This is a genomic window from Isoptericola sp. b515 (genome assembly GCF_030588125.1).
In the GTDB taxonomy this organism is placed as follows: Bacteria; Actinomycetota; Actinomycetes; order Actinomycetales; family Cellulomonadaceae; genus Isoptericola; species Isoptericola sediminis.
This window is the reverse complement of record NZ_JAUQYR010000004.1, coordinates 184,971-210,324: the sequence shown is the minus strand read 5'-3', so window position 1 is coordinate 210,324 and position 25,354 is coordinate 184,971. Positions and strand designations below refer to the sequence as shown.

General features: G+C 73.4%; 21 protein-coding genes and 1 tRNA gene. 13 read left to right on the top strand and 9 right to left on the bottom strand.

The features are described 5' to 3' along the window. The first annotated feature begins 41 nt into the window (after positions 1-41). From Q6350_RS12975 to Q6350_RS12965, 3 genes are all read left to right on the top strand, one after another. Positions 42-2,378, top strand: coding sequence for a helicase-associated domain-containing protein (locus Q6350_RS12975; RefSeq protein WP_304607535.1), 2,337 nt, complete (start codon positions 42-44; stop codon positions 2,376-2,378). 324 nt (positions 2,379-2,702) lie between these two features. Then, on the top strand, positions 2,703-4,382 hold the full coding sequence (locus Q6350_RS12970; protein WP_305066384.1) for a DNA repair helicase XPB: 1,680 nt from the start codon (positions 2,703-2,705) through the stop codon (positions 4,380-4,382). A gap of 70 nt (positions 4,383-4,452) precedes the next feature. Further along, entirely contained in the window at positions 4,453-5,697 is a 1,245-nt protein-coding gene (locus Q6350_RS12965; protein WP_304607533.1) for an AI-2E family transporter, read from the top strand. 28 nt (positions 5,698-5,725) lie between these two features. Here the strand turns inward: Q6350_RS12965 and Q6350_RS12960 are convergent, their stop codons facing one another. Further along, positions 5,726-6,586, bottom strand: coding sequence for a hypothetical protein (locus Q6350_RS12960; protein WP_305066382.1), 861 nt, complete (start codon positions 6,584-6,586; stop codon positions 5,726-5,728). A 147-nt stretch (positions 6,587-6,733) separates the two neighbouring features. Between Q6350_RS12960 and Q6350_RS12955 the strand changes: the two genes are divergently transcribed. Further along, a complete protein-coding gene (locus Q6350_RS12955) occupies positions 6,734-8,902 on the top strand; it encodes a YgcG family protein (protein ID WP_305066381.1) in 2,169 nt (722 codons plus the stop codon). A 78-nt stretch (positions 8,903-8,980) separates the two neighbouring features. After that, positions 8,981-9,721, top strand: a complete 741-nt coding sequence (locus tag Q6350_RS12950) for a PspA/IM30 family protein (RefSeq protein ID WP_171247047.1) — start codon at positions 8,981-8,983, stop codon at positions 9,719-9,721. Between the two features lie 260 nt (positions 9,722-9,981). Here the strand turns inward: Q6350_RS12950 and Q6350_RS12945 are convergent, their stop codons facing one another. Continuing rightward, positions 9,982-10,845 carry a type 1 glutamine amidotransferase gene (locus tag Q6350_RS12945; RefSeq protein ID WP_305066379.1) on the bottom strand — a complete coding sequence of 288 codons (864 nt, stop codon included), beginning with the start codon at positions 10,843-10,845 and terminating at the stop codon, positions 9,982-9,984. Positions 10,846-10,925: 80 nt separating this feature from the next. Here Q6350_RS12945 and Q6350_RS12940 point away from each other — a divergent pair, with 80 nt between their 5' ends. Next, complete coding sequence (locus Q6350_RS12940) at positions 10,926-11,528, top strand: NYN domain-containing protein (RefSeq protein WP_171247045.1); 603 nt, start codon at positions 10,926-10,928, stop codon at positions 11,526-11,528. A 21-nt stretch (positions 11,529-11,549) separates the two neighbouring features. Here Q6350_RS12940 and Q6350_RS12935 read toward each other — a convergent pair whose 3' ends face one another. After that, positions 11,550-12,965, bottom strand: a complete 1,416-nt coding sequence (locus Q6350_RS12935) for a hypothetical protein (RefSeq protein WP_305066378.1) — start codon at positions 12,963-12,965, stop codon at positions 11,550-11,552. Between the two features lie 131 nt (positions 12,966-13,096). Between Q6350_RS12935 and Q6350_RS12930 the strand changes: the two genes are divergently transcribed. The 4 genes from Q6350_RS12930 (at position 13,097) to Q6350_RS12915 (ending at position 16,742) form a co-directional block, all read left to right on the top strand. Beyond that, entirely contained in the window at positions 13,097-13,843 is a 747-nt protein-coding gene (locus Q6350_RS12930) for a response regulator transcription factor (protein WP_171247043.1), read from the top strand. Beyond that, on the top strand, positions 13,840-15,381 hold the full coding sequence (locus Q6350_RS12925; RefSeq protein ID WP_305066377.1) for a cell wall metabolism sensor histidine kinase WalK: 1,542 nt from the start codon (positions 13,840-13,842) through the stop codon (positions 15,379-15,381). Before Q6350_RS12930 ends, Q6350_RS12925 begins: the two co-directional genes overlap by 4 nt. A 104-nt stretch (positions 15,382-15,485) precedes the next feature. Beyond that, positions 15,486-16,214 carry a hypothetical protein gene (locus Q6350_RS12920; RefSeq protein WP_171247041.1) on the top strand — a complete coding sequence of 243 codons (729 nt, stop codon included), beginning with the start codon at positions 15,486-15,488 and terminating at the stop codon, positions 16,212-16,214. Between the two features lie 237 nt (positions 16,215-16,451). Next, positions 16,452-16,742, top strand: a complete 291-nt coding sequence (locus Q6350_RS12915; RefSeq protein WP_304603132.1) for a WXG100 family type VII secretion target — start codon at positions 16,452-16,454, stop codon at positions 16,740-16,742. Between the two features lie 191 nt (positions 16,743-16,933). Here Q6350_RS12915 and groL read toward each other — a convergent pair whose 3' ends face one another. The 3 genes from groL to Q6350_RS12900 form a co-directional block, all read right to left on the bottom strand. Beyond that, positions 16,934-18,565 (bottom strand): chaperonin GroEL, encoded by a 1,632-nt coding sequence (groL, locus tag Q6350_RS12910; RefSeq protein ID WP_171247039.1) that lies wholly within the window; start codon positions 18,563-18,565, stop codon positions 16,934-16,936. Positions 18,566-18,899: 334 nt separating this feature from the next. Then, complete coding sequence (locus Q6350_RS12905) at positions 18,900-19,613, bottom strand: LytR C-terminal domain-containing protein (RefSeq protein WP_305066375.1); 714 nt, start codon at positions 19,611-19,613, stop codon at positions 18,900-18,902. A gap of 81 nt (positions 19,614-19,694) precedes the next feature. Beyond that, the gene (locus Q6350_RS12900; protein ID WP_305066488.1) at positions 19,695-20,003 is read right to left on the bottom strand and encodes a DUF3263 domain-containing protein; all 309 of its coding nucleotides are present in this window, start codon (positions 20,001-20,003) and stop codon (positions 19,695-19,697) included. A 191-nt stretch (positions 20,004-20,194) separates the two neighbouring features. Here Q6350_RS12900 and Q6350_RS12895 point away from each other — a divergent pair, with 191 nt between their 5' ends. The 3 genes from Q6350_RS12895 to Q6350_RS12885 all read left to right on the top strand — a co-directional run bounded on the left by Q6350_RS12895 (position 20,195) and on the right by Q6350_RS12885 (position 22,201). Beyond that, positions 20,195-20,857, top strand: coding sequence for a uracil-DNA glycosylase (locus Q6350_RS12895; RefSeq protein WP_304603774.1), 663 nt, complete (start codon positions 20,195-20,197; stop codon positions 20,855-20,857). Positions 20,858-20,891: 34 nt separating this feature from the next. Continuing rightward, positions 20,892-21,725 (top strand): SGNH/GDSL hydrolase family protein, encoded by an 834-nt coding sequence (locus Q6350_RS12890; protein ID WP_304603130.1) that lies wholly within the window; start codon positions 20,892-20,894, stop codon positions 21,723-21,725. A gap of 140 nt (positions 21,726-21,865) precedes the next feature. Next, entirely contained in the window at positions 21,866-22,201 is a 336-nt protein-coding gene (locus Q6350_RS12885) for a hypothetical protein (protein WP_171247036.1), read from the top strand. 57 nt (positions 22,202-22,258) lie between these two features. Here Q6350_RS12885 and Q6350_RS12880 read toward each other — a convergent pair. The 3 genes from Q6350_RS12880 to Q6350_RS12870 all read right to left on the bottom strand — a co-directional run bounded on the left by Q6350_RS12880 (position 22,259) and on the right by Q6350_RS12870 (position 25,334). Then, positions 22,259-22,334 (bottom strand) — tRNA-Thr (locus Q6350_RS12880). Between the two features lie 104 nt (positions 22,335-22,438). Continuing rightward, a complete protein-coding gene (locus Q6350_RS12875) occupies positions 22,439-23,305 on the bottom strand; it encodes a thioredoxin domain-containing protein (RefSeq protein ID WP_304603129.1) in 867 nt (288 codons plus the stop codon). A gap of 145 nt (positions 23,306-23,450) precedes the next feature. Next, positions 23,451-25,334, bottom strand: coding sequence for a serine/threonine-protein kinase (locus Q6350_RS12870; RefSeq protein ID WP_304607526.1), 1,884 nt, complete (start codon positions 25,332-25,334; stop codon positions 23,451-23,453). Positions 25,335-25,354 lie beyond the last annotated feature (20 nt).

Here is a 25,354-nt window from a genome sequence, read left to right as displayed (position 1 = left end):
GCCTGGTCCCGGTGCTCGGCGATCGGCGTAGCATCGAACAGATGGCCGTCACGTTCACCGAGTGGGTGCGCACGCGCACGGACGACGAGCTCGTGACGCTGCTGCGCGCCCGACCCGACCTCGGCACCCCCTCCCCCTCCACGCTGCGCTCCCTGGCCGCCCGCGCCGCCAGCCGCACCAGCACCGAACGCGCCGTGGCGCACCTCGACGCCGGCACGCTGCAGGTGCTCGAGTCGCTGCTCGCGCTGTCGGACGGCGGCCCCCCGGTGGGCGCCGCACGGATCGCCGCCGCACTCGGCGCGCCGGACGCCGTCGGCCCGGTCGCCCGCGTGCTCGACGACGCCCGTGACGCCGCCCTGGTCTGGGACGACGACGACGGCGTGCATCCCTCGCCCGGCCTCGAGGAGGTGCTCGGCCCGTACCCCGCCGGACTCGGCCCCGCCCGGGACGGCGACGGTCCGACGGTCGACGTCACGGCACTCTCCCCCGCAGCCCGGCAGGTCCTGGACGCGCTCACCTGGGGACCGCCCGTCGGTGTCGTCCCGCCGGAGGGGTCGGCGGCGCGCGTCGCGGTCGACGGTCTCGTGACCGACGGGCTGCTGGAGCGCTCCGACACCCGGCACGTCCTGCTCCCCCGCGACGTCGGACTGGCGCTGCGCGGCGGCCGCACGCACCGCACCCCCGACCTCGACCCGCCCCGACCCGCGGGCACGGTCGTCCCCGACGCCACCGTCGACGCCGAGGCCGCCGGCGCCGCGCTGGAGATCGTGCGCCAGGTGGCCCACGTCGTCGTCGCCTGGGACGACACCCCGCCGTCGACGCTCCGCGCCGGCGGGCTCGCCGTCCGCGACCTGCGGCGCACGGCCCGGCTGCTCGAGACCGACGAGGCCACCGCCGCGACCGTCGTCGAGCTCGCCGCGAGCGCCGGCCTCGTCGCGGACGACGGCGACGCCCCGGCGTCGTACGTGCCCACCACCCGGGCGGACGGCTGGGAGGAGGCCGAGGACGCCGACCGGTGGGCGACGCTGGCGACGGCCTGGCGCCGGTCCCGGCGGACGCCGTGGCAGGTGGGGACCCGTGACGAGAAGGGCACCGTGCGGGCGCCGCTGTCCGCGGACCTGCAGCGGCCGTGGGTGCCGCGGCTGCGCGAGCAGGTGCTCGCCGTCCTGGCCGCCCAGCCGGGGGTGGCCCTCGGGGTGAACGACGTCCTGGAGGTGCTGCGCTGGCGGTCACCGCGGGCCGTGCCCCCCGAGGCGGCCGTGGCCGGGCTGCTGCGCGAGGCGGCGCTGCTGGGCGTCACCGGGGCGGGGGTGCTGTCCTCACCCGGCCGCGCGGTGCTCGCCGCGGGCGACGACCCCGGCGAGGAGGACCTCGCCGGGGCCATGCGCACGGTGTTCCCCGAGGAGGTGCACGAGTTCCTCCTGCAGGGTGACCTGACCGGCATCGTGCCGGGTCGCCCGGGGCCCGAGCTGGCCCGGCTGATCGACCAGGCCGCCGAGGTCGAGTCCCGCGGGGCCGCCACCACCGTGCGGTTCACCACCGGGTCCGTGACACGGGCGCTCGACCACGGCCGCAGCGGCGAGGACCTCCTCGCGGAGATCGCGCAGCGCTCGGCGGTCCCGGTGCCGCAGCCCCTGGAGTACCTGGTCAAGGACACCGCCCGCCGGCACGAGGCGCTCCGGGTCGGGTCCGCGCAGTCCTACGTCCGCACGGCCGACCCGGCGACGCTCGCGGGCCTGGCCGACGACCCGCGGCTGGCCTCCCTCGGACTGGTGCGACTGGCCCCGACCGTGCTGGCGGCGTCGGTGCCGGCCGCCGAGCTGCACGAGGTGCTGCGCGAACGCGGTCTGCTCTCCGCGCTCGAGGGACCGGACGGCCGCCCGCTGGGCCGGGTCCGGCGCGGGGCACGCCTGGACCGGGACGCCTGGTCGCGACGACGCGGCGGCGGGTCGGTGCGCGGCATGACCGACGCCGGGCGGCGCGAGCTCGTCGCCCGGATCCGCGGCACGAGCCGGGGCGGCACGTCGGCGTCGGCGGGCTCCCCCGACGCCGGGGCGTCACCGGCCGGCGCCGAACCCGGGTTCGGGTCCGTGCCCGGGCCCGGGCGCGGGGGCAACGCGGCGTCGCCGTTCGGCGAGGGCGTCGGCGTCGGGCGGGCGGTGCGCGAACCCGGGGACGTGCAGGCCGAGCTGAGCGAGGCGCTGCGCGACGGACGGACGGTCTGGGTGGAGCTGGTCGGCGGGTCCGGGGCGCTGGAGCGGCGCGAGCTGCGGCCGATGCGGCTCGAGGGCGGGCGGCTGCGGGCCCTGGACCCCGTGCGCGAGGCCGAGCTCACCATCGCCGTGCACCGGATCGCCTCGGTGCAGCCGACCGACTGAGCCTCTCGGTCCGCCGACCGGGTCCGCCGTGGGAGTCGCCGATGGTCGGTCGGGACGACCAGCTCGGCACGACCCGGCTCCGGGCGACACTCGATCTGGGGCCTGTGCGCTCCGCAGGATCCACGGCACCGTGGCGCGCGCCGATCACGGATAGCGTGAATCTCACGCCATCCGTGACTGGTGCGTACGCAGCAGTCACGGTTCACGGACCGCCGACAGGTACGGAATCGACATCCGCCCCCTCGCGCCGCTCACCGCCCGCAGGAACACGACGGGCGGCCGGTGCGTTGGCATCCTGGACGCCTGCCCCGCGGAAGGACACGCATGCCCGACGGCCCCCTGATCGTCCAGAGCGACAAGTCGATCCTGCTCGAGGTCGACCACGCGCGCGCCGAGGAGGCGCGCCGCGCCATCGCGCCGTTCGCCGAGCTCGAGCGCGCCCCCGAGCACGTGCACACCTACCGGCTGACCAACCTGGGGCTGTGGAACGCCCGGGCGGCCGGTCACGACGCCGAGCAGGTCGTCGACACGCTCATCGAGTACTCGCGCTACCCCGTCCCGCACTCGCTGCTGGTCGACGTGGCCGAGACGATGGGCCGCTACGGCCGCCTGACCCTGCACTCGCACCCCACGCACGGGCTCGTGCTGGAGTCCACCGACGCCGCCGTGCTCGCCGAGGTGCTCAAGTCCAAGCGGACCACCGGCCTCGTGGGCGAGAAGCTCGACCCGAGCAGCGTCGTCGTGCACCCCTCCGAGCGCGGCAACCTCAAGCAGGCCCTGGTCAAGCTCGGCTGGCCCGCCGAGGACCTCGCCGGGTACGTCGACGGCGAGGCGCACGCGATCGACCTGCGCACCACCACGACGCCCGTCTACCCGGGCGAGGAGGCCGCCGACTGGACGCCGCGGCCCTACCAGCAGCAGGCGGTCGACGGGTTCTTCCACGGCGGCTCCGGCGTCGTCGTGCTGCCCTGCGGCGCCGGCAAGACGATCGTCGGCGCCGGGGCCATGGCCGAGGCGAAGACGACCACGCTGATCCTGGTGACCAACACCGTCTCCGCGCGCCAGTGGCGCGACGAGCTGGTGCGCCGCACCTCCCTCACCGAGGACGAGATCGGCGAGTACTCGGGCGCCCGCAAGGAGATCCGCCCCGTCACGATCGCGACCTACCAGGTGCTGACGACCAAGCGGAAGGGCGTCTACACCCACCTGGAGCTGCTGGACGCCCGCGACTGGGGGCTCATCGTCTACGACGAGGTGCACCTGCTGCCCGCCCCGATCTTCCGCATGACCGCCGACCTGCAGGCCCGCCGCCGGCTGGGCCTGACGGCCACGCTCGTGCGAGAGGACGGCCGCGAGGACGAGGTGTTCTCGCTCATCGGCCCCAAGCGCTACGACGCCCCGTGGAAGGACATCGAGGCCCAGGGGTACATCGCCCCGGCCGACTGCGTCGAGGTGCGGCTCACCCTGCCCGAGCACGAGCGCATGCTCTACGCCACCGCCGAGCCGGAGGACAAGTACCGGCTCGCCGCCTGCGCCCCGGGCAAGAACCGCGTCGTCGAGCAGATCGTGGCCGACCACCCCGACGACCAGGTGCTGGTCATCGGCCAGTACATCGACCAGCTCGAGGAGCTGGCCGCGCACCTCGACGCGCCGCTGATCACCGGGTCGACCACCGTCCGCGAGCGCCAGAAGTTGTTCGCCGCGTTCCGCGCCGGGGAGATCTCCCGGCTCGTGGTGAGCAAGGTCGCGAACTTCTCCATCGACCTGCCCGAGGCGTCGGTGGCGATCCAGGTCTCCGGATCCTTCGGCTCCCGGCAGGAGGAGGCCCAGCGCCTGGGCCGGGTCATGCGCCCCAAGCAGGACGGCCGCACGGCGCACTTCTACGCCGTCGTCGCCCGCGACACCGTCGACCAGGACTTCGCGGCGCACCGCCAGCGGTTCCTCGCCGAGCAGGGGTACGCCTACCGCATCGTCGACGCCGAGGACCTCGACCAGGTGAAGTAGACCGCCCGCCGCCCGGGCAGGGAGCGCGTGACAACGGGCAAACGGTCTGGCGGAGCCCTACGGTGCCAGCATGGCCGAAGACGCCGCCGCGGACCGCGAGACCGCGCCCCCTGCCCCGGACGACGGCACCGGGGAGGGGACCGACCGTCCGCTCCAGCACGACACGAGCCGACCCCCGCGCTGGGTACCGCGCGTGCTCGTCATGGGCGCCGTCGCCGTCTTCGCCGCCATCTGGGTCTGGGGCGCGATCCAGCAGCTCAACACCGTCCTCGTCTACCTGCTCATCGCGGGGTTCCTCGCGCTCGCCCTCGAACCGGTCGTCGTATGGCTCGTGCGGCACGGCTGGCGACGGGGAGCCGCGGCCGCCGCCGCGTTCTTCGGCTCCGTCATCCTCGGGATCGGCATCCTGGCGCTGTTCGGCAACCTCTTCATCCAGCAGCTCGTCCAGCTCGTCAGCACCCTGCCCGACGTGTACGTGGCGGCCCAGCAACGTCTGCAGGCCAACCTCGACGTCGACCTGCCGTCCTCCGACGACCTGCTGCAGCAGCTCGTCCAGGAGTACGGCTCCGACGTCGCCTCCGGCACCCTCGCCGTCGGCACCACCATCGTCGGGTTCGTGTTCGCCGCCCTGACGATCGGCCTCGTCACCTACTACCTCCTGGCGGCGGGCCCGCGGTTCCGGGTGGCGGTGTGCCGCTGGCTCCGCCCGGACCGGCAGACCGAGGTGCTGCGCCTGTGGGAGATCACGCAGGTGAAGGTCTCGGACTTCATCAGCTCCCGGGTGGTGCTCGCAGCGCTGTCCGCCGCGTTCACCGCCGTGTTCCTGGTGATCCTGGGCACGCCGTACGCCCTGCCCCTGGCCCTGTTCACCGGCCTGGTCTCGCAGTTCATCCCCACGATCGGCACCTACATCGGCGGGGCGCTGCCGGTGGCGGTCGCCCTGACGTCGCAGGGGGTGCCGCAGGCGGTCGCCGTGCTGGCGTTCATCATCGCCTACCAGCAGCTCGAGAACCTCTACTTCTCGCCCAAGATCTCCGCGCGGGCGCTGGAGATGAACCCGGCCGTCAGCTTCGTCGTCGTGCTCGCCTTCGGCGCCGTGTTCGGGGCGCTGGGCGCGTTCCTGTCGCTGCCGATCGCCGCCACGATCCAGGCCGTCGCCAACACCTACCTGACCCGGCACGAGCTCGTCGACTCCGACATGCTGCGCGACCCGGGCCGGCAGCCGCCGAAGGGGTCACGCCGGTCCCGCAACCTGCGTGCCGCCCAGGAGGCCGCGCGCACCGTCGACGAGCGCCGGGCCGACGGTCTGGCGTGAAGCGCCGGCCCGGCGCCTCGCGACGTGGTCAGCCCATCATCTCCTCGTAGTCCGCGACCTGGTCGGCCGGCGGCGCCTCGATGCTGACGTCCTTGCCCCAGTCGGAGTAGGTGGTCGTCAGCACGACCTCCTGGCCCTCGACCGTCATCGTCATGTCGAAGGACACCGGCAGGCCGTCCCCGTCCAGCCGGAACACCATGTCCACCGGGGTCTCGTCCATCTCGTCGAGCGTCGACTGGTCGACGCCGAGCAGGGCGGGGTCGAAGGCCTCCGCCGCGTCGATCGTCACCGCGTAGACGTCGAGCTCCGTGCCCCCGACCTGCTCCGTCCCGACGTACTCGAAGGACTCCACGGCGTCGGCCATCATCTCGGCCTGCGCGGCGGGGTCCGCGTTCTCCAGGAGGTCGAGCGCCTGGGCGACACCGGCCTCCTCCTGCGCCTCGTCGAGGTCGATCGCGACGTACTCGACCTCTCCGGCGCTGAACCCGCTCATGTCCATGTACATGGTCGAGTCGACGATGAGGGCCTCGACCGTCATCCCCATCGCGTCGGTGGTCATGCGCATCCGCATCTCGTCGAGCGTGGCACCCAGGACGATGTCCGCGTTCTGGTAGACGCCGTCCATCCCCGCGAGCTCGACCGCCTCACCCGCGATACCGCTCTCCACGTGCACGGTGGAGTGCCCCTCCTGGGCCTGCGCCATCCGCTCCGAGAGCTCGACGACGTCGCCCGCCACGGGGCGCCCGCCGGTGGCCTCCTCGGCGGTGGCCGCAGCCTCGGCGGCCGACACCGCGGGGTCGACGGCCTCGTCGTCCGCTCCCGCACAGGCCGACAGCGTCAGTCCGACGGCGCCCGCCGTCAGCAGGGCGGTGATCCTGGTCCTCAGCACGTGTCCACTCATTCCGTCGTCGGTCGGCGGGTCCCCTGACCCGGCCCACGAGCATCGAAGCAGGCCCAGGTCACGTCCGGGTCACGGCGGGAACCGCCACAAACCTCACCCGCTGCGGGATTGCGTCGCACCCCCGGTCGCGCCACGATGCAGACCGTGACCCCGTCCCTCCCGGCCGCGCGGCGACGTCCGGTCTCAGCTGCCGTCGCCGTCCTCACCCTCGCCTCCGCGGTAGCCGCCTTCGTCGCCCTGACCGCCGGTCCGACGCACGCGGTGGGACCCGTCGCCGCCGAGGCCCCGCTGTCCGAGCTCGACGGGGACATCACCGACGTCGCGGGTGTCCTGGACGAGGAGGGCACCGCCGAGGTGCAGTCCGCGCTCGACGAGCTCGCCGCCGACACCTCCTACCAGCTGTTCGTCGTCTACGTCGAGCGCTTCGACGGCCTGGACGGCCGGGAGTGGGCCGACGCCACGGCGAACCGGGCCCGGCTCGGCACCGACGACCTCCTCCTCGCCGTCGCGACCGAGGACCGGCTGTACGGCATGAGCTGGGACCAGAACGTCGACCTCACCGACGGCCAGCTCGACGCCGTCCGGGACGCCGCCGTCGACCAGCTGCGGGACGACGACTGGGCCGGCGCGACCGTCGCCGCCGTCGACGCCCTGCTCGCCACCACCGGGGGGTCCGGCGCCACCACGGGCACCGGCGCCGGGCAGGACGACGGCGGGGGGATCCCCGACGTCGTGCTCTGGGCCGCGATCGGCCTGGTTGTCGTCGTGGGTGGGTTCGTCCTCGTGCGCCGGGCACGCCGTCGGGACGCCGAGCTCGCCGAGCGCGGCGCGGCTGCCGCGGCCGCCCGCCGTCGCCGCGCCGCGGAAGGGGCCCGCCGTGTGGTCGGCGCCGCCGGTCGCCGCCAGTCCGCAGGCCCGGACCTGGAACGGTTCGCCGGGCTCGGTCTGGAGGAGATGCGGCGTCGTGCCGGCAGCGCCCTCGTCGCCGTGGACGACGCCGTGAAGACCTCCGAGCAGGAGCTCGCGTTCGCCGAGGCCGAGTTCGGCGTCGAGGAGACCCGCGAGTTCCGGGACGCCCTGGAGACCGCGCGCCAGGAGGTCGCCGAGGCGTTCCACCAACGGCAGGTGCTCGAGGAGACCCCGGGCAACGCCCTGGGCGAGCACGCCGAGCTGGCCGCGATCATCACCCGGTGCGAGACCGCGGCCGCGTCGCTGGACGCGCAGACCGACGCGTTCGACGAGCTGCGTCGCATCCGCGCCCGCGCGCCGGAGATCCTCGACGAGGCCGAGCAGCGCGCCACCGAGATCACCGCCCGCGTCGAGCTCGCCCGGCACACCCTGGCGGGACTGACGGCGACCTATCCGGACACCGCCCTGGCCTCGATCCGCACCAACCCCGACCAGGCCGAGACCCTGGTCGCCAACGCCCGCGAGATGATCGAGTCCGGCCGTGCCGCCGTGCGCCGGCGTCGCCGGGCCGTCGCGGTCGCCGACGCCCGGGCCGCGCAGAACGCGCTCGGTCAGGCCGTCACCCTGCTCGAGGCCGTGGCGACCGCCGGCGACGACCTGGCGACGGCGGGATCCAGCCTCGACACGGGCATCGCCTCGATCACCCACGACATCGGTGACGCGGACCGGCTCGCCCCGGACGACGTCCGGGTCCGCGACGCAGCCGCCGAGGCCCGCGACGCCGTCGACCAGGCCCGTGCCGCCAAGGACGGCGGCGACCCTCTGGCCGCCCTGAGCCGACTCGCCGCCGCCGAGGCCGCCCTCGACGACGCGCTGGCTCCCTCGCGGCACCGTTCCGAGGCCGACGCCCGCGCCCGCGCGCTGCTGCGCGACGTCCTGGGGCGCACCGAGTCCCACCTGCGCTCCACCCGGGACTACGTGACGACGCGACGCGGCGCCGTCGGCCCCGACGCCCGGACCCGGCTGGCGGAGGCCGAACGCCTGGTCGCCCAGGCCCGCGAGCAGCAGGCGAGCGACCCCCAGGCGGCGCTGGCCACGGCGCAGCAGGCCGAGCGCTACGGCCAGCAGGCCGCGCAGATGGCCCAGCAGGACACCGGCGGGTGGGACGCCGGCCAGGGCACGGTCGGCTCGCGCCGCGGCGCCGACATCGGGGGCATGATCCTCGGGGGGATCCTCATCGACTCGATGATGCGCGGCGGCCGACGGCGCGGACGCCGGGGCGGGTTCGGCGGCTTCGGCGGAGGATTCGGTGGAGGCTTCGGCGGCGGTGGCCGCGGCGGCTTCGGCGGTGGCTTCGGCGGCGGTGGCCGCGGCGGTGCCGGAGGCCGTTTCTGACCCGGCCGGCGGGAACCCCAAGGCCTCCACCGACGTCGGACCTAGTGACGGGCAACCTGGCACCAGAAAGGCACCTCAATGAACCAGAAGCAGAGCATCCTCGGCCGGATCGGCCAGCTCGCGAAGGCGAACATCAACGCGCTGCTGGACCGCGCCGAGGATCCGCAGAAGATGCTCGACCAGCTCATCCGCGACTACACGAACAACATCGCGGAGGCCGAGCAGGCGATCGCGCAGACCATCGGCAACCTGCGCATGGCCGAGCAGGACTACCACGAGGACGTGCAGTCCGTGCAGGAGTGGGGCGCCAAGGCGCTGGCGGCCTCGCGCAAGGCCGACGAGCGTCGCGCCGCCGGCGACGCGGCCAACGCCGACAAGTTCGACCAGCTCGCCAAGGTGGCGCTGCGCAAGCAGCTCGACGCCGAGAACGAGGTCACGACCGCCCAGCCGATGATCGAGCAGCAGCGGGTCACGGTGGAGAAGCTGAAGACCGGGCTGGCGCAGATGAAGGACAAGCTCGTCGACCTCAAGTCCAAGCGCGACCAGCTCGTGGCCCGCCAGAAGGCCGCCGAGGCCCAGCAGACCGTCCAGGGCGCGATCAGCTCGATCAACGTCATGGACCCCACCAGCGAGCTGAACCGCTTCGAGGAGGCCGTGCGGCGCGAGGAGGCGCACGCGATGGGCCAGGCGGAGATCGCGGCGTCGTCGCTGGACTCGCAGTTCGCCGAGCTGGAGGGCTCGATGGAGGACCTGGAGCTGGAGGCCCGGCTCGCGGCGCTCAAGTCCGGGTCGCCGCAGCCGGGCCAGATCGAGTCCTGACCGCCGGCGCAGGTCAACTCCGGCCGAGTCAGAACCGCGCCGGCCGAGTCAGGACAGCTCCGGCCGAGTCAGGACAGCTCCGGCCGAGTCAGGACAGCTCCGGCCGAGTCAGGGCTCGGGTGCGACGGGTCAGGAAGCCGACCGGTCACACCCGAGCCGGACTCGCGGGCCGAGCCCTGACTCGCGGCCCGCCGCCCTGACCCGCAGGCAGAGGCCCTGACCCGCGGGCCGAGGTCCTGACTCGCAGCGCGGCGGCGCGTTCAGGCCGCGGGTGCCTCGACGGACTCCGGCAGCTCCGCGGCGCCGTCGACCTCCTGCTCGTCCCGGCCGGCGGCGACGACGGCGGCCTCCTCCCGCTGCCGACGGGCGGCGACCGCGGCGCGCACGTGGTCGAGGAACGCGTCGGCGAGCAGCTCGCCGGACCGGCGCAGCTCGTCGTCGTGCTCGACCGCGCCCGCGTGCACGGCGGCGGTCTCCACCTCGGTGTACCCGAGCGCCCAGCGGACCGCCGTCGTCGGCCCGGCCTCCGGGTGGAACTGCACCCCGAGCGCGGACCCCCAGCGGAACGCCTGGTAGGGGTACATCTCGGACCACGCCAGCCACTGCGCGCCCTCCGGCGGCTCGATGACGGCGTCGGCGTGCATCTGCACGAACGAGGTCGCGACGCCCCGGCCGTCGAGGTCCTCCGCGGTCTCGGCACCCGCCGCCCGGGCGAGCGGGGCGAGCACCGGGTCCTCGAGCGCCTCGGCCCGCCAGTACACCGGCAGGACACCGGCCTCGCGACCGGGCGGGGCGCCCACGGCCACGGTGCCACCGCCGGCGACCGCCAGCATCTGGGCGCCGAGGCAGACGGCCAGCGTGGGCAGGTCGGCGGCGACGGCGTCGGCCAACAGGGACCGGACCGCGGGGAGCCACGGCGCGGCGTCGTCGGCGTAGGCGTTCATCTGACCGCCCAGCACCACGAGGCCGTCGCCGCACTCGTCGAGCGTCGGCACGGGGTCGCCGTCGAAGAGACGGACGACGCGCAGGTCGCCGAGCAGCCCGCGGAACCGGTCGACGGGAACGTCGGAACTGTGCTGCAGCACGGTGACACGAGGCACCGCTGAGAACTCGATCTCGGACACGAGCGCTGAGACTACTCCGCTCGCCCCCGTCGGTCACCCCCCCCCCCCCCGTCGACCGGCCCCCCGCGTACGCTGTGCCCATGGCCTCCCCCTTCTCCGAGCCGACCACCGTTCCCGCGCGCGGGACCGCGCGCACCACCTACCTGCTGGTGGACGGCGAGAACATCGACGCCACCCTCGGCATGAACGTGCTCAACCGGCGCCCCAACCCCGAGGAGCGGCCGCGCTGGGACCGCATCACCGGCTTCGCCCAGCGCGTCTGGAACCAGGACGTCGTCCCGCTGTTCTTCCTCAACGCCACGAACGGCCAGATGCCGATGTCGTTCGTCCAGGCGCTGCTGGCGATGGGCTACCGGCCGATCCCCCTGGCGGCCAGCGGTGACGAGAAGGTCGTCGACGTCGGTATCCAGCGCACCCTGGACGCCATCGCGGACCGCGACGCCGACGTGCTGCTCGCCAGCCACGACGGCGACTTCCTGCCGCAGGTCGAGCGGCTGCTGGGTCAGGACCGCCGCGTCGGCCTGCTGGCGTTCCGCGAGTTCGTCAACATGCAGCTCGCCGGGCTGTCCGAGTCCGGCCTGGAGATCTTCGACCTCGAGGGCGACGCCAACGCGTTCACGAGCCCCCTGCCGCGCGTGCGGATCATCCCGATCGAGGAGTTCGACCCCCTGCGCTTCCTCTGACGGTCCCCGGCCGGGCGGGCGTCAGCCGCGAGGTTGCCCGGCCGGCGGTTGCTCGGCCGGCGGCCGCTCGCTGCCGCGTCGCTCTCCCGGCAGGCCGGCGGACCGCCGCGTGACCGTGATCGCCCACAGCGCCGCGGCCGCCAGCAGGACCGTCAGCACCATGACCACCCACAGGAACCCGGTCGCCACGACGACCAGGACCGCCACGGCCAGCACGGCGAGGCGCAGCACGTCCGCGTGCGCGGCGACCCACCGGCCCAGGCGGCCGTCCTGGCCCGTGACCGTGCCGACCCACGGCCACCGACGTCCGGCGTCCACCAACCACCGCGGCCGGCCCAGCAGCGCGCCGACGACCACCGTCACGGCGGCGACGACGGCGACGAGCCAGAAGATCTCGTGGACATCGCCGGCCACGGACTCGAACAGCACGGTCGCGACGCGCTCGCCGTCGGGCGTCCGCGCCACGTCCACCACGACGCCGCGCAGCCGGGAGATCAGCGCGGTCACGATCACCACCCCGACGAGCACGCCGATGCCGAGCTGGACGGCTCCCCGGCGCCGGTCGGGCGAGATCCACAGGGTGGCCACGACGGCGACGAGCGTCAGCACGACCAGCAGCCACCCGACCCGGTCCGCCGTCGTCACGGCGTCCTGGAGCCCGTCGAAGGTCGCACGGTCCATGAGCTGCACCTGGCCGATACCCTCCGGCAGCTCCACCCCGAGGGCCTCGGAGAGCTGGGCGCGAGCCTCTGGCGCCCTCTCGGAGACGGCGTCCGGGAGCGTGACGTCGCCGAGCACGTCCTCCAGACCACCGAGCGACTCACGCACGGCGTCGGCGACGAGGGGCAGCGTGTTCAGCATGACCGCGTCGTCGGTCAGGTAGACGTTCGGGTGGTCCTCGACGTCGGCGCGGGCCAGCGCCACGACTCCGGAGTGCGCCCGCTCCACGAGATCCGGCACCCGGTCCGCGACGGCATCGGACGTCACCACCCGCTCCACGGCCGCGTCGATGCGCTCCTCCAGGGGCTCGACGATCAGCGGCGTGATCGCCGCGAGCGTCGGTCGGTCGACGTCCCCCGAGAGCGCATCGAGCAGCGGCCCCGGCGCGAGGTCGCCCCGCGCCACCAGCGCGGCCACGAGGGCGGTGTCGAGCTGGGCCAGCCGGTCGGAGACCCGGGCGTCCAGGTCGAGGGCGAGCAGCACCTCGTCGGAGACGCGGTCCGCGAGCGCGTCGGCGAAGGCCGGGTCGTCCAGGGCGGGCCCGACGGTGTCCATGAACCGGTCGGTGTCCAGCACGGTGCGGTGCGCCCACACGACGAGGGACGAGGCGACCACGAGGAGCGTCGTGATCACGACCATCGCCCCGGCGACCCAGCGGCGGACCACGGGAGCCCGCGACGACCGCACCGGCTGCTCGGTCGTCGAGTGCTGCGTCACGGGGACGTCCTCCCTGGTCGGGACTGCTGGGCCGAGCCTACCGAGGTCGTCCCCGGCCCGCCGGACGGACGGGTCGGCCGTCCACGGCGCCTGTCCAGGTAACGTCCAGCAAGTCGGCGCACACTGGAGTCATGGCTACCACCGACGCCGACGCCCCCGAGGCACGGCTCGTCGTCGTCGACGACGAGCCCAACATCCGCGAGCTGCTGTCCACCTCCCTGCGTTTCGCGGGCTTCGAGGTGCATGCGGCCGCCGACGGCGCGAGCGCCCTGCAGCTGGTGTCGGACACGCAGCCGGACCTCGTGGTGCTCGACGTGATGCTGCCCGACATGGACGGCTTCACCGTCACCCGGCGCATGCGCGCCACGGGCCGGCACACCCCCGTGCTGTTCCTGACCGCCCGCGACGACACCCAGGACAAGGTCCAGGGGCTGACGGTCGGCGGCGACGACTACGTGACCAAACCGTTCAGCCTCGAGGAGGTCGTGGCGCGGATCCGGGCGGTGCTGCGGCGCACGGCGGGCGGTGAGCCGGAGGACGACGCCGTGCTCCGGGTCGGCGACCTCGAGCTCGACGAGGACTCCCACGAGGTCCACCGCGCCGGCGTCGAGGTCGACCTCTCCCCCACCGAGTTCAAGCTGCTGCGCTACCTCATGCTCAACGCCGGGCGGGTGCTGTCCAAGGCGCAGATCCTCGACCACGTGTGGCAGTACGACTGGGGTGGCGACGCCAACATCGTCGAGTCCTACATCTCCTACCTGCGACGCAAGATCGACCACCTGACCGTCCCGGGACCGGACGGCACCGACGTCGAGCTGCCCGCACTGATCCACACCAAGCGAGGTGTGGGCTACCTGCTGCGGACGCCGCCGCGATGACGGACGCGCACCCCGACGGCGCGCGCCGTGCCCCGGCGGACGCCGCGGCTCCCGCCACCGACGACGGCGGGCGCCGGTGGGGCTGGCTCGCCCGCACGCCCCTGCGTGTCCGCCTGGTGGCGATCACCGTGCTGCTGCTCGGCGCCGGTCTCGTGCTGGCGGGGCTGACGGCGCGGACCGTCGTGTCGAACTACCTGGTCGACGAGCTGGACCAGCAGCTCACGCAGTCGGCCCAGGGCGTGGCACGCCTGACGACGCTCAACCCCGGTGAGACGACCCAACGCATCCCGAGCGACTACGCGGTGACGCTGCACAGCTGCAACGGGCTCGACGGCGGCCCGGTGGGCTGGACGCAGACCCTGGACCGGTTCGGCGAGCCGCAGATCCCCGACGAGTCGGTCGAGACCGTCGTCGCACGGGGCATCGACCCCTTCACCGTGGACTCCACGGGTGGCAGCGACCCGTCGCAGTGGCGGGTGGTCTCCATCCCCTGCAGCCCGTTCCGCGGCGCCGAGGTCGAGGGCGCCGCCTACGTCGCGCTGCCGCTGTCGAACGTCGAGGAGACGAGCGAGTACCTGGGCAAGGCGTTGCTGTGGATCGGTCTGGGCATCGTGGTGCTCGGGGGCGCCCTGGCGTTCTGGCTGGTGCGCCGCTCCTTCCGGCCCCTGCGCCGCATCGAGTCCACGGCCGCGGCGATCGCCGACGGCGACCTGTCCCGCCGCGTGCCCGAGGACCAGCCCGCCAGCACCGAGGTCGGCTCCCTGTCCCACTCGCTGAACGCGATGCTCACCCAGGTCGAGGCCGCCTTCGCCGCCCAGGAGGCCTCCGAGCAGCGCATGCGTCGCTTCGTCTCGGACGCCAGCCACGAGCTGCGCACACCGCTGGCCACGGTCAAGGGCTACGGGGAGCTGTACCGGATGGGTGCCCTCGACAGCCCGGACAAGGTCGAGGACACCATGGGGCGCATCGAGGACTCCGCGCGGCGCATGGGGTCCCTGGTCAACGACCTGCTGGTGCTCGCCCGCCTGGACGAGCGCCGGCCCCTGCGCCAGGAGTCGGTGGACCTGGTCGCGCTGGCCCGGGACACCGCCCAGGACCTGCACGCCCTGGACCCGGAGCGTGTGGTCACCGTGACCGGGCTGGGTCCGGGCGAGGCGGCACCGTCGTCGCTCCGCGTGACGGGCGACACGGACCGGTTGCGGCAGGTGCTGACGAACCTCGTGGGCAACGTCGCACGGCACACGCCGGTGGGCTCCCCGGCGGAGCTGGCCCTGGGCACGACACCCGACGGTGACGCCGTCGTCGAGGTGCGCGACCACGGCCCCGGCGTCTCGAAGGACCAGGCGGACAAGATCTTCGAGCGCTTCTACCGCGCGGACTCCTCCCGCAACCGCGAGTCCGGGGGCTCGGGTCTGGGGCTCGCGATCGTGGCCGCGATCCTGAGCGCCCACGGCGGCCGGTCCTCGGTGCACGAGACACCCGGCGGTGGTCTGACGGTGCGAGTTCACCTTCCGCTCCCCGGGGACTACGATGCGTGACGGCCTGGTTCCGGTTCGCCTGCGCAGCAACGTCGCTGGGGCGGCGTAATCTGGAACTACGGCTGGTCACAGCATCCGGCCCCTAGACGAAGGTCTTGATAGCGATGGGCGTGCTCCACGCCGACGCACCACAGTGGTTCCTCTCCGCGTTCGTCCGTACGTGTCACGGCGCCGGCGCCACCGCCACGGAGGAAGAGATCCGCGCGGTCGGGTCCGAGCTCATCGACCGGTGGTCGGAGACGGACCGGCACTTCCACAACCTGCGTCACCTGGCCGCGGTCCTGCACCGCGTCGACGAGCTCGCGCACGAGACGCACGAGCCCGACCTGGTCCGGCTGGCCGCCTGGTACCACGGCGCCGTCTTCGACGCCGACCGCAAGGTCGCGTACGCCACGCGGGGCGGTGAGCAGACCACCCTGAGCGCCGATCTGGCGCGCGAGCAGCTCGTCGGGCTCGGGGTGGCCGCGCGGCGGGCCGACCGTGTCGCCGAGCTCGTCGAGTCCATGGCGCGGCACAAGGCCCTGCCCGGCGACTTCGACTCGGCGGTCCTCAACGACGCCGACCTCGGCATGCTCGCCGCCGAGCCGCAGCGCTACAAGGAGTACGTCGCCGCGATCCGCGCCGAGTACGCGCACATCCCGCTGCCGGACTACCTCGACGCCCGCATCAAGGTGATCTCCAAGCTCCTCGGACGGCCCCAGCTCTACGTCAGCCCGCTCGGACTCACCTGGGAGGAGCCGGCGCGGCAGAACCTGGACGCCGAGATGCACCGGCTGGTCAAGGAGCGTCGTCGGCTCGAGGCGCAGACCCCGGCCGGCCCCGCCCGTCAGTAGCCGCCCGGCGCACGCACTGCTCCCGCGAGTCAGGGCCTTCCTGCGCGAGTCAGGACGATCCCGCGCGGGTCAGGACCGTCCTTCGCGAGTCAGGACCGTCCTCCGCGAGTCAGGGCGGTCCTGCGCGGGTCAGCCGCTCGTCCACACCCTGTGGACGACGGCGGCCTGCTGCGCGCCCGCACACCTAGCGTCGTGGCGAGCCCGGCACTCCCGGGACCCACGACGAAGGAGCAGCACGTGCGATACGAGGTCGACAGCGATCGGGTGGCGCAGGCAGGGGCGGCGGTGAACGGGTCCGTCGGGGCGATCCGCGCCGAGGTCGGCGCCCTGATGCGGCACCTGCAGGACCTGCAGGCGAGCTGGCACGGCAGCGCGGCGACGTCGTTCGCCGGGGTGATGACGCAGTGGCAGTCCGCCCAGACCCAGGTCGAGGCCGCACTGGACTCGGTCACCGCCGCCCTGCAGGCGGCGTCCCAGACGTACTCCGACGCGGAGAACCAGGCCACGCGTCTCTTCGCCACCCGCTGACCCACACCACCGCCCTCCCCCATCGTTGTGGGCATGAAATCTGCAGTCCGGACGTGGTCCGGGGGCGCAGATTTCATGCCCACAACGTCGAGGGGCTCCACGCACGACGGCGGCCGGCCACCTCCGCAGAGGTGACCGGCCGCCGTCGTTCGCAGCGAGGCGCGGTCAGGACCGCGCCGGACGCGCAGGGATCAGAAGCCCATGCCGCCCATGTCGCCCATGCCGCCGTCACCGGCCGGGGCCGAGGCCGGCTCCGGCTTGTCGGCGACGACCGCCTCGGTGGTGAGGAACAGCGCGGCGATGGACGCGGCGTTCTGCAGCGCCGAGCGCGTGACCTTGACCGGGTCGTTGACGCCGGCGTTGAGCAGGTCCTCGTACTCGCCGGTCGCGGCGTTGAGGCCGTGACCGGAGGGGAGGTTGCGGACCTTCTCCGCCACGACGCCGCCCTCGAGGCCGGCGTTGATGGCGATCTGCTTCAGCGGGGCCGAGATCGCCGCGTTGACGATCTGCGCACCGGTCGCCTCGTCGCCGTCCAGCTCGAGCTTCTCGAACGCCACGGCACCGGCCTGCAGCAGGGCCACGCCACCACCGGCGACGATGCCCTCCTCGACGGCAGCCTTCGCGTTGCGGACGGCGTCCTCGATGCGGTGCTTGCGCTCCTTGAGCTCCACCTCGGTGGCCGCACCGGCCTTGATGACGGCCACGCCGCCGGCCAGCTTGGCGAGGCGCTCCTGGAGCTTCTCGCGGTCGTAGTCGGAGTCCGACTTCTCGATCTCGGAGCGGATCTGCTGGACGCGACCCTCGATGAGGTCGGCGTCGCCGGCACCCTCGACGATCGTGGTCTCGTCCTTGTTGACGACCACCTTGCGCGCCTGGCCGAGCTCCTCGAGCGTGGCGTTCTCCAGCTTGAGGCCGACCGTCTCGGTGATGACCTGACCGCCGGTGAGGATCGCGATGTCCTGCAGCATGGCCTTGCGGCGGTCGCCGAAGCCCGGGGCCTTGACGGCGACGGACTTGAAGGTGCCGCGGATCTTGTTCAGCACCAGGGTCGCCAGGGCCTCGCCCTCGACGTCCTCGGCGATGATCAGCAGCGACCGGTTGGTCTTCATGACCTGGTCGAGCAGCGGCAGCAGGTCCTTGACGTTCGAGATCTTCGACTCGACGATCAGGACGTACGGGTCCTCGAGGACGGCCTCCTGGCGCTCCGGGTCCGTCTCGAAGTAGCGGGCCAGGAAGCCCTTGTCGAAGCGCATGCCCTCGGTGAGCTCGAGCTCGAGGCCGAAGGTGTTCGACTCCTCGACGGTGACGACGCCTTCCTTGCCGACCTTGTCGAGGGCCTCGGCGATGAGCTCGCCGATCGCCGGGTCGCCCGCGGAGATGCCGGCCGTGGCCGCGATCTGCTCCTTGGTCTCGACCTCGGTGGCGGCGTTGAGCAGCTGCTCGGTCACCGCGGCGGTGGCCTTCTCGATGCCGCGCTTGACGGCGATCGGGTTGGCACCGGCGGCAACGACGCGCAGGCCCTCGCGCACGAGCGCCTGGGCGAGCACGGTGGCGGTGGTGGTGCCGTCACCCGCGACGTCGTCCGTCTTCTTGGCGACCTCCTTGACGAGCTCGGCGCCGATCTTCTCGTAGGCGTCCTCGAGCTCGATCTCCTTGGCGATGGAGACACCGTCGTTCGTGATCGTGGGGGCGCCCCACTTCTTGTCCAGGACGACGTTGCGGCCCTTGGGGCCGAGCGTCACCTTGACGGTGTCGGCGAGCTGGTTGAGCCCGCGCTCCATGCTCCGACGAGCTTCCTCGTCGAACGCAATCATCTTGGCCATGGGGACTGATCCTCCGCTGTGGCGTGTCGTGGTCTGCCGGTGCCCGCGACGGACGACCCGTCCGCGTGCGTTCACATCACGCACGCGACCGAGCCTCACCGATGGACCGAGTGGGTCACTCCGGTCGGCTGTCACTCGACAGTCGAGAGTGCTAAGACATTATTGGCACTCTCACCCCGAGAGTGCAAGATGTTCGCCCCCGGCGCACAACGGCACTGCTCAGCAGCGCCCGACGTCGGCACGCCCCCTGCCCGCACACCCTGCCGGCAACGGCGAAGGCCGGCACCCGCGACGCGACGAGCGTCGTCGGGCACCGACCCTCGCACCGGACGGATCACTCGGCGATCTGGAGCGACTCCTTGATGATCACGACGACGTCGCCGCTGGCGAGAGGCTGCTGGGACGTCCTTTCTGCGGGGACCCCGAGGATCGCGGCCACGGCGGCAGCCGTCTCGGCGCGCCCCTCGGCGTACCAGACCACGTTCGTCGTCTGGCCGGAGTCACCCTCCAAGTTCGCCGCCTCGGTGTTCGAGAAGCCCTGGGCCCCGAGCGCCTCGGCACCACGGGCCGCCTCGCCGCCGATGCCGCTCTTGTCGTTCAGGACCCGCACGTAAGCGCTCGTGTCGCCGGCCGCCACCAGGGAGGCGATGTCGGGACCGGACTCCTCCGCCGGCTCCTCCGTCGCCTCATCGGAGCCCTCGCCCGACTCGTCGCCGGAACCGTCACCGGACTCCTCGCCGGAACCGTCCCCGGAGCCGTCACCGGACTCCTCGCCGGAACCGTCGCCCTCGGACGCCTCGCCCTCCGCGGAGGACTCGGGCGCCGCGGACTCCTGCTGCGCGGCCGGCGGGTTCTCGCTGCCGCCCGGGTCGTCGGACAGGAACCCCACGACGGCGACCGCCAGGCCGGCGAAGACGACGGCGACCAGCAGGAACGGCCAGGCCGAGCTCCACCCGCTGCGGGGCTCGCGGTGGACGCCGACGGGCGACCCCTCGGGACCGCGGACGTCGAACTCGTCAGGCGGGTACGGGTAGTGGCTCTTCGTCACGCCGCACAGGGTAGCGGGTCGGGATGGGCCGAAGTACAGAGCTTGTTCAGCACGCGGCCAAACCTGTTCAGCCGCACCGCGTCAGCCCCGCGAACCGTCGAGACGGCGCGAGCTGCGGGCCCGCTGACGCGTCGAACGAAGCCGCCGCAGACGCTTGACCAGCATGGGGTCGTGGGCCAGCGCCTCCGGGGTGTCGATGAGCGCGTTGAGCACCTGGTAGTACCGGGTGGCCGACATGTCGAACAGCTCGCGCACGGCCTGCTCCTTCGAGCCGGCGTACTTCCACCACTGCTTCTCGAAAGCCAGGATCTCCCGGTCGCGGTCGGACAGCGCCTCGGCGGCGTCCGACGCCGGAGCCTGCGTCGTGGTGTCGACCTCCTGGACCAGCATCTCGCTCATGCGGCCCAGTATGGGTCACTCCGGGCGCCACCTCCGGCAGCCCGGCCCCGCGCGTCGCCCCTCGCCGGCGTCCTGCTAGCGTCGCCGTCGTGGAGACGACGCCGGACCCTGCCGCCACCGCCCCGTCCGCACCGACCGGCGCACCGCCGTCGGCCGCCCCGGCCCCGAGCGATCGCCCACCGCTGGACCGGGTCATGGCGCCGGACTGGGCCGCGGCCCTGGCCGACGTCGAACCGCAGATCCACGCGATGGGCGACTTCCTGCGCTCCGAGGTGGCGGCCGGGCGCCAGTACCTCCCGGCCCCCGCCGACGTGTTCGCCGCCTTCCGGCGCCCCCTCGCCGACGTCCGGGTGCTCGTCGTCGGCCAGGACCCCTACCCCACGCCGGGCCACCCCATGGGGCTGTCCTTCTCCGTCCAGCCGCACGTCCGCCCGCTGCCGAAGTCGTTGGTGAACATCTTCACCGAGCTCGCCGACGACGTCGGCGTCCCGGCTCCGGCGAACGGCGATCTCAGCCCGTGGGCGGACCAGGGTGTGATGATGCTCAACCGGGTGCTGACCGTGGAGCCCGGCCGCCCGGCCTCGCACCGCGGCAAGGGGTGGGAGCAGGTGACCGAGGCCGCGATCAAGGCGCTCGTGGCACGCGGCGGACCGCTCGTCGCGATCCTCTGGGGCCGTGACGCCGCCTCGCTGAAGCCCTGGCTGGGCAGCACGCCCACCGTCGAGTCCGCCCACCCGAGCCCGCTGGCCGCCTACCGCGGGTTCTTCGGGTCGGCACCGTTCTCCCGGGTCAACACCCTTCTCGAGCAGCAGGGAGGGACGCCGGTCGACTGGCGGCTGCCCTGAGCAACTGATCCCGGGAGGGGTGCAGAATGGCCCCGTGAGTTCGCACGACAGCATCCCCCCGTGGTCCCGCTACGTCGCGATCGGCGACTCGTTCTCCGAGGGACTCTGGGACCCGTACCCGTACGACGACGGCACGCGAGCCCCGGCCGGCACGGAGACGACGGCGGTGCAGCGCGGCTGGACGGACCGGCTCGCTGACCACCTGGCCGAACGCCGCGGCGACGAGGTCCTCGAGTACGCCAACCTCGCGATCCGCGGCAAGAAGCTGCGCCAGATCGTGGACGAGCAGCTGCCCGTCGCGCTCGAGATGCAGCCGGACCTCGTCTCGCTCGTCGGCGGCGGGAACGACATCCTGCGCCCCCAGGCCGACCTCGACGCCCTGACGGCGACCTTGGAGGACGCGGTGAGGCGGCTGCGCGCCTCCGGCACCGACGTCCTGATGGGCACCGGGTTCCGGGCCGGCGGCACCCTCAGCTTCACCAGCGGGCGGGTCGGTCAGTACAACGCCACGATCTGGTCGATCGCCCGCCGCCACGGCGCGTACGTGCTGGACAACTGGGGCCTGAAGTCCCTGTTCGACCTGCGGATGTGGTCCGACGACCGGATCCACCTCACCGACGAGGGGCACCGTCGCGTCGCGAACGCGGCGCTGGTGGGTCTCGGCCTCGCACCGGACGACGAACGCTTCGACGACCCGATGCCCGCCGTCACGGCGCCGCGGCTGCGCCAGCGGGCCCGCGAGGACGCCCAGTGGGCGCGGGCGCACGTCGTGCCGTGGGTGCAGCGGCGGATCCGGGGCACGTCGAGCGGTGACGGCCGCACGCCGAAGTGGGCCTCGCCGAAGCCGTGGCCTCCGTCGGAGCGCTGACCGCGCCGGAGGGTCGGGTGCTCACCGCACGGAGGCAGCTCCCGGCGCGCGAGTATCGGTGGCGGGGTCCACGGTGAAGAGACGGCCACGACCGTCGACAGGGCGCTGCAGACGGCCGCAGCGCCCGGATTGGACCGACCATGAAGTTGCCCGAGGCCACCGAGGAAGACGTCCGGGTGCAGATGGACGACCTGTGCCGAGCCGGCGCCGTCATCATCGGGACCATCGGCGGATGGGACCCGCCCCCTCCGGGTGCCGTCGCCAAGCTGTCCCGCAGGGATGGGTCGGACGAACTGGTGATCTTCTACGACGAGCGGGGAACCACGCTCGACGAGCAGCGCGAGATCTTCACGGCGGCGTGGGAGGCCATCCGCACGGGGCTCGGCTATCCCGAGAAGTGGGACGTCGTCGAGGGCACCGACCCCGACACGGGCGAACCGGTGCGCTGGCGGGTGCTCTGGCTCTACTGGGAATGAGCTCGCCGGGACGACGGCCCGTCGGTCCGCGTCGTCGCAGACCGACGGGCCGTCGGGTGGAGCCGCCTGTCGGGTTCGAACCGACGACCTTCCGTTTACAAGACGGGAGCTCTACCAGCTGAGCTAAGGCGGCGGGCGGGGACCATCGTACCGATGACGACGACCCGGCCGGGACGTCGAAGGCGTGAGGCCCGCCGCGCCGGTGCCGGTGCGACGGGCCTCACGCCCACGGCGAGGTCACTCGTCGGCGGACTCGCCCTCGGCGTCGGCGCCGGCGGCACCGTCGCCCTGGACGGCGCTCAGCAGGGCGCCCGGCTGGTTCCAGGTCTCGAAGCGCTCGCCGTCGACCAGGATGGTCGGCGTGCCGAAGCCGCCGTTGGCGTTCGCCAGGTCCGGGTTCGCGGACGCCTCGCTGGTCAGCGAGTACACGTACTGGCCGAACGTGCCGCGGGCGGTCCCGTCGGCGATGCCGGCAGCGACGTCGGCCGGGACGCCGGCCTCCTCGGCGATCGACGCCATCTCCTCGTCGCTCAGGCCCTCCGTGTTCTCGGCGGGCTGGTTGACGAACAGGGCCTCGTTGAAGGCGAAGAAGGACTCCGGCGCGCGGTCGGCCACCCAGTAGGCGGCCGAGGCCGAGCGCGTCGAGAAGTCGGTGCCCTGGGACATGCGGTCCAGGATCGAGACGGGGTGGAAGACGACGGTCGCGTCGCCCTCGGTCAGCATCGTCTCGACGTCGGCGGCGTTGATCTCCTCGAACTGGCCGCAGACGGGGCACATGTAGTCGAGGTACTCGTCGACGACGGGCGCTCCCTCGTTCTCACCGCCGGCCACGAGGTCGGACCCGACCGGGATGCCGCCACCCTCCAGCGCCGTCGACGGGACGTCCGCCACCTCGGCCAGCGGGATGTCCTCGACGCTCTTCTTGTCCGCCTCGCCCATGAGGATGAAGACCGCGACGGCGACGAGTGCCGCGATCGCCACGCCGAGTGCCGCGAAGACGATCATCCGGTTGCGGCGGTCGCGCTGGGCCTGCTGCTGCTGGACGGCGAGCGCCTCGGCACGGGCTTCGTCCCGGCGCTGCGACTTGTTCTGCTTGTTGGACATCTCGGTGCGGATCCTTCGGGTCGAGTCGGGCGGGGCGATCCGGCGGCCAGCCTACCCGTGGGCCGGTCCACCCGGAGCGGAGGGCGGGGCGTCCCCGCGCCCCGACGCTAGGGAGCGAACCTGGGGAGATCCTGGGAATCCGGTCTCAGAACAATGACGGCGCGCTGTTCATGGGCCACCACACGATCTCGACGGGGTCGGTGACGAGCTGGGAGTACAGCACCCAGGACCCCACCAGGCAGATCGCCACGACGATCGCCGCCCCCGTCAGCCCGGGGGCGAGGTTGTTGAGGATCCGCCGGGCCCCGTCACGTGCGGTGCGACCGGCCGGGCCGAACCAGGTGGCCAGCAGCGCGACGAGCATCGCTCCGGCCAGCACCACCGAGAACACGAAGGGCGCGTTCCGACCGCCCACCGACCGGGACTCGACGTCCCCCAACGGCGCGACGATCAGGTTGCCGTCGCCGAACAACCAGTACCCGCCCATCGTCGCCAGGAGTCCGACGCAGCCGCCGACCACGGCCGCCGGGATGACACCGAGCGCGCCGAGCACCGCGTGATAGGGCAGCAGCAGACCGGCGACCCAGCCGTCCGAGGACCGCACCCCCTTGCGCTGGCGGCGTTCGTGGAACCGCTGGCCGGAAGTCCCGACGATCCGGCACAGCACCGTCAGGCCGACGAAGGCCCCGAACGCCACGAGCGGGTAGAAGGCCGCGAGCACCACGAACGGCAGCCCGACCGCGAGCGCCGTGCCCCAGCGCCGCGGGTGGACCGGCGGCACGTAGGGTCCGGCCGCCTCCTCCTCCACGTCGTCCGCGCCGTCGGCGAGCTCGTCGTACGTCCGGTACCGCACGTCCCCGAGGGGGATGGCCCGCGTCGCGCCGTCCTGCGCACCGGCCCGCGCCCGCTCCTCGGAGGTCATCGTGCTCGCCGTCCCGCCGGGCGGCTCGGGCGACACCGCGGGCGGACCGACGACGGCGGTGTCGGCGAGCGCGGGCGTGGCGCTCCCCGCCGGCGAGTCCGGCGACCCGGCGTCGGGCGAGCCGTCCGGCGACGTCCCGGCGCTCCCCGCCAGACCCGCCGCCGTGGCCGCGGTGGCGGCACCGGCCGCCACGACGATGCGCTGCGTGGCCTGCGGGTCCTCGGACTGCTCCGCGGCCGTGCTCTCGCCGTCGGCCAGGTCGCGGCGGATCGCGCGGACCACGTCCGTGGGCCCCCAGCGCCGGGTCGGGTCGGGCTGCAGGGCCCCGGCGAGCGCCCGTGCCGTGCGGGCGGGGACGCCGTAGAGGTCGGCCCGGCCCTGGCGCGAGCGCCGCAGCACGACGTCGGTGGGCCGCACGCCGAAGGGCGACCGGCCCGTGGCGGCGAAGGCGAGCAGGGCCGCCCAGCTCCACCAGTCCGTCTCCGGGACCGGGTCCCCGCCGTCGAGCAGCTCGGGGGCGATGTACCCCGGCGTCCCCATGACGAACCCGGTCATCGTGGTCCGCGTGTCCCCGGTGCTCTGGGAGATCCCGAAGTCGATGAGGCTGGGCCCGTCGGCGGTGACCATCACGTTCGAGGGCTTGAGGTCCCGGTGCACGACGCCGGCCGCGTGGACGGACTCCAGGGCGTCGGCGAGCTGGTCGGCCAGCGAGAACAGGTCGGCCACGTCCAGGGCGCCGCGGGCGTCGATCTCCTCCTCGAGGGTGAGCCCCTCGACGAGCTCGGTGACGACGAAGGCGTACGGACCCTCGAACTCCGCGTCGAGCACCTGCGCGACGGCCGGGTGCCGCAGCCGCTGCAGGGCCGCGACCTCACGGCGCAACCGCTGGCGACCCGCGGGGTCGGCGTCCAGGTGGGCGTGCAGCACCTTGAGCGCGACCCGTTCGCCCGCACCGTCACGTGCCTCGTAGACCGCCCCCATGGCACCACGCCCGAGGGTGGAGACCACGGTGTAGCCCCCGACGTCGGTCCCCGGCTCGAGCCCGCCCTCGGGCCCCGAGGCCGACGTCTCGTGCGTCAGCACCTCCGCGTCGTCACCCACACCCATGGGGCACACCGTAGCGTCGC

Coding starts and splice junctions, on each gene's coding strand:
- Q6350_RS12975 (WP_304607535.1), top strand. CDS start 42: ATGGCCGTCACGTTCACCGAGTGGGTGCGCACGCGCACGGACGACGAG.
- Q6350_RS12970 (WP_305066384.1), top strand. CDS start 2,703: ATGCCCGACGGCCCCCTGATCGTCCAGAGCGACAAGTCGATCCTGCTC.
- Q6350_RS12965 (WP_304607533.1), top strand. CDS start 4,453: ATGGCCGAAGACGCCGCCGCGGACCGCGAGACCGCGCCCCCTGCCCCG.
- Q6350_RS12955 (WP_305066381.1), top strand. CDS start 6,734: ATGCAGACCGTGACCCCGTCCCTCCCGGCCGCGCGGCGACGTCCGGTC.
- Q6350_RS12950 (WP_171247047.1), top strand. CDS start 8,981: ATGAACCAGAAGCAGAGCATCCTCGGCCGGATCGGCCAGCTCGCGAAG.
- Q6350_RS12940 (WP_171247045.1), top strand. CDS start 10,926: ATGGCCTCCCCCTTCTCCGAGCCGACCACCGTTCCCGCGCGCGGGACC.
- Q6350_RS12930 (WP_171247043.1), top strand. CDS start 13,097: ATGGCTACCACCGACGCCGACGCCCCCGAGGCACGGCTCGTCGTCGTC.
- Q6350_RS12925 (WP_305066377.1), top strand. CDS start 13,840: ATGACGGACGCGCACCCCGACGGCGCGCGCCGTGCCCCGGCGGACGCC.
- Q6350_RS12920 (WP_171247041.1), top strand. CDS start 15,486: ATGGGCGTGCTCCACGCCGACGCACCACAGTGGTTCCTCTCCGCGTTC.
- groL (WP_171247039.1), bottom strand. CDS start 18,565: ATGGCCAAGATGATTGCGTTCGACGAGGAAGCTCGTCGGAGCATGGAG.
- Q6350_RS12900 (WP_305066488.1), bottom strand. CDS start 20,003: ATGCTGGTCCAGGAGGTCGACACCACGACGCAGGCTCCGGCGTCGGAC.
- Q6350_RS12885 (WP_171247036.1), top strand. CDS start 21,866: ATGAAGTTGCCCGAGGCCACCGAGGAAGACGTCCGGGTGCAGATGGAC.
- Q6350_RS12875 (WP_304603129.1), bottom strand. CDS start 23,305: ATGTCCAACAAGCAGAACAAGTCGCAGCGCCGGGACGAAGCCCGTGCC.
- Q6350_RS12870 (WP_304607526.1), bottom strand. CDS start 25,334: ATGGGTGTGGGTGACGACGCGGAGGTGCTGACGCACGAGACGTCGGCC.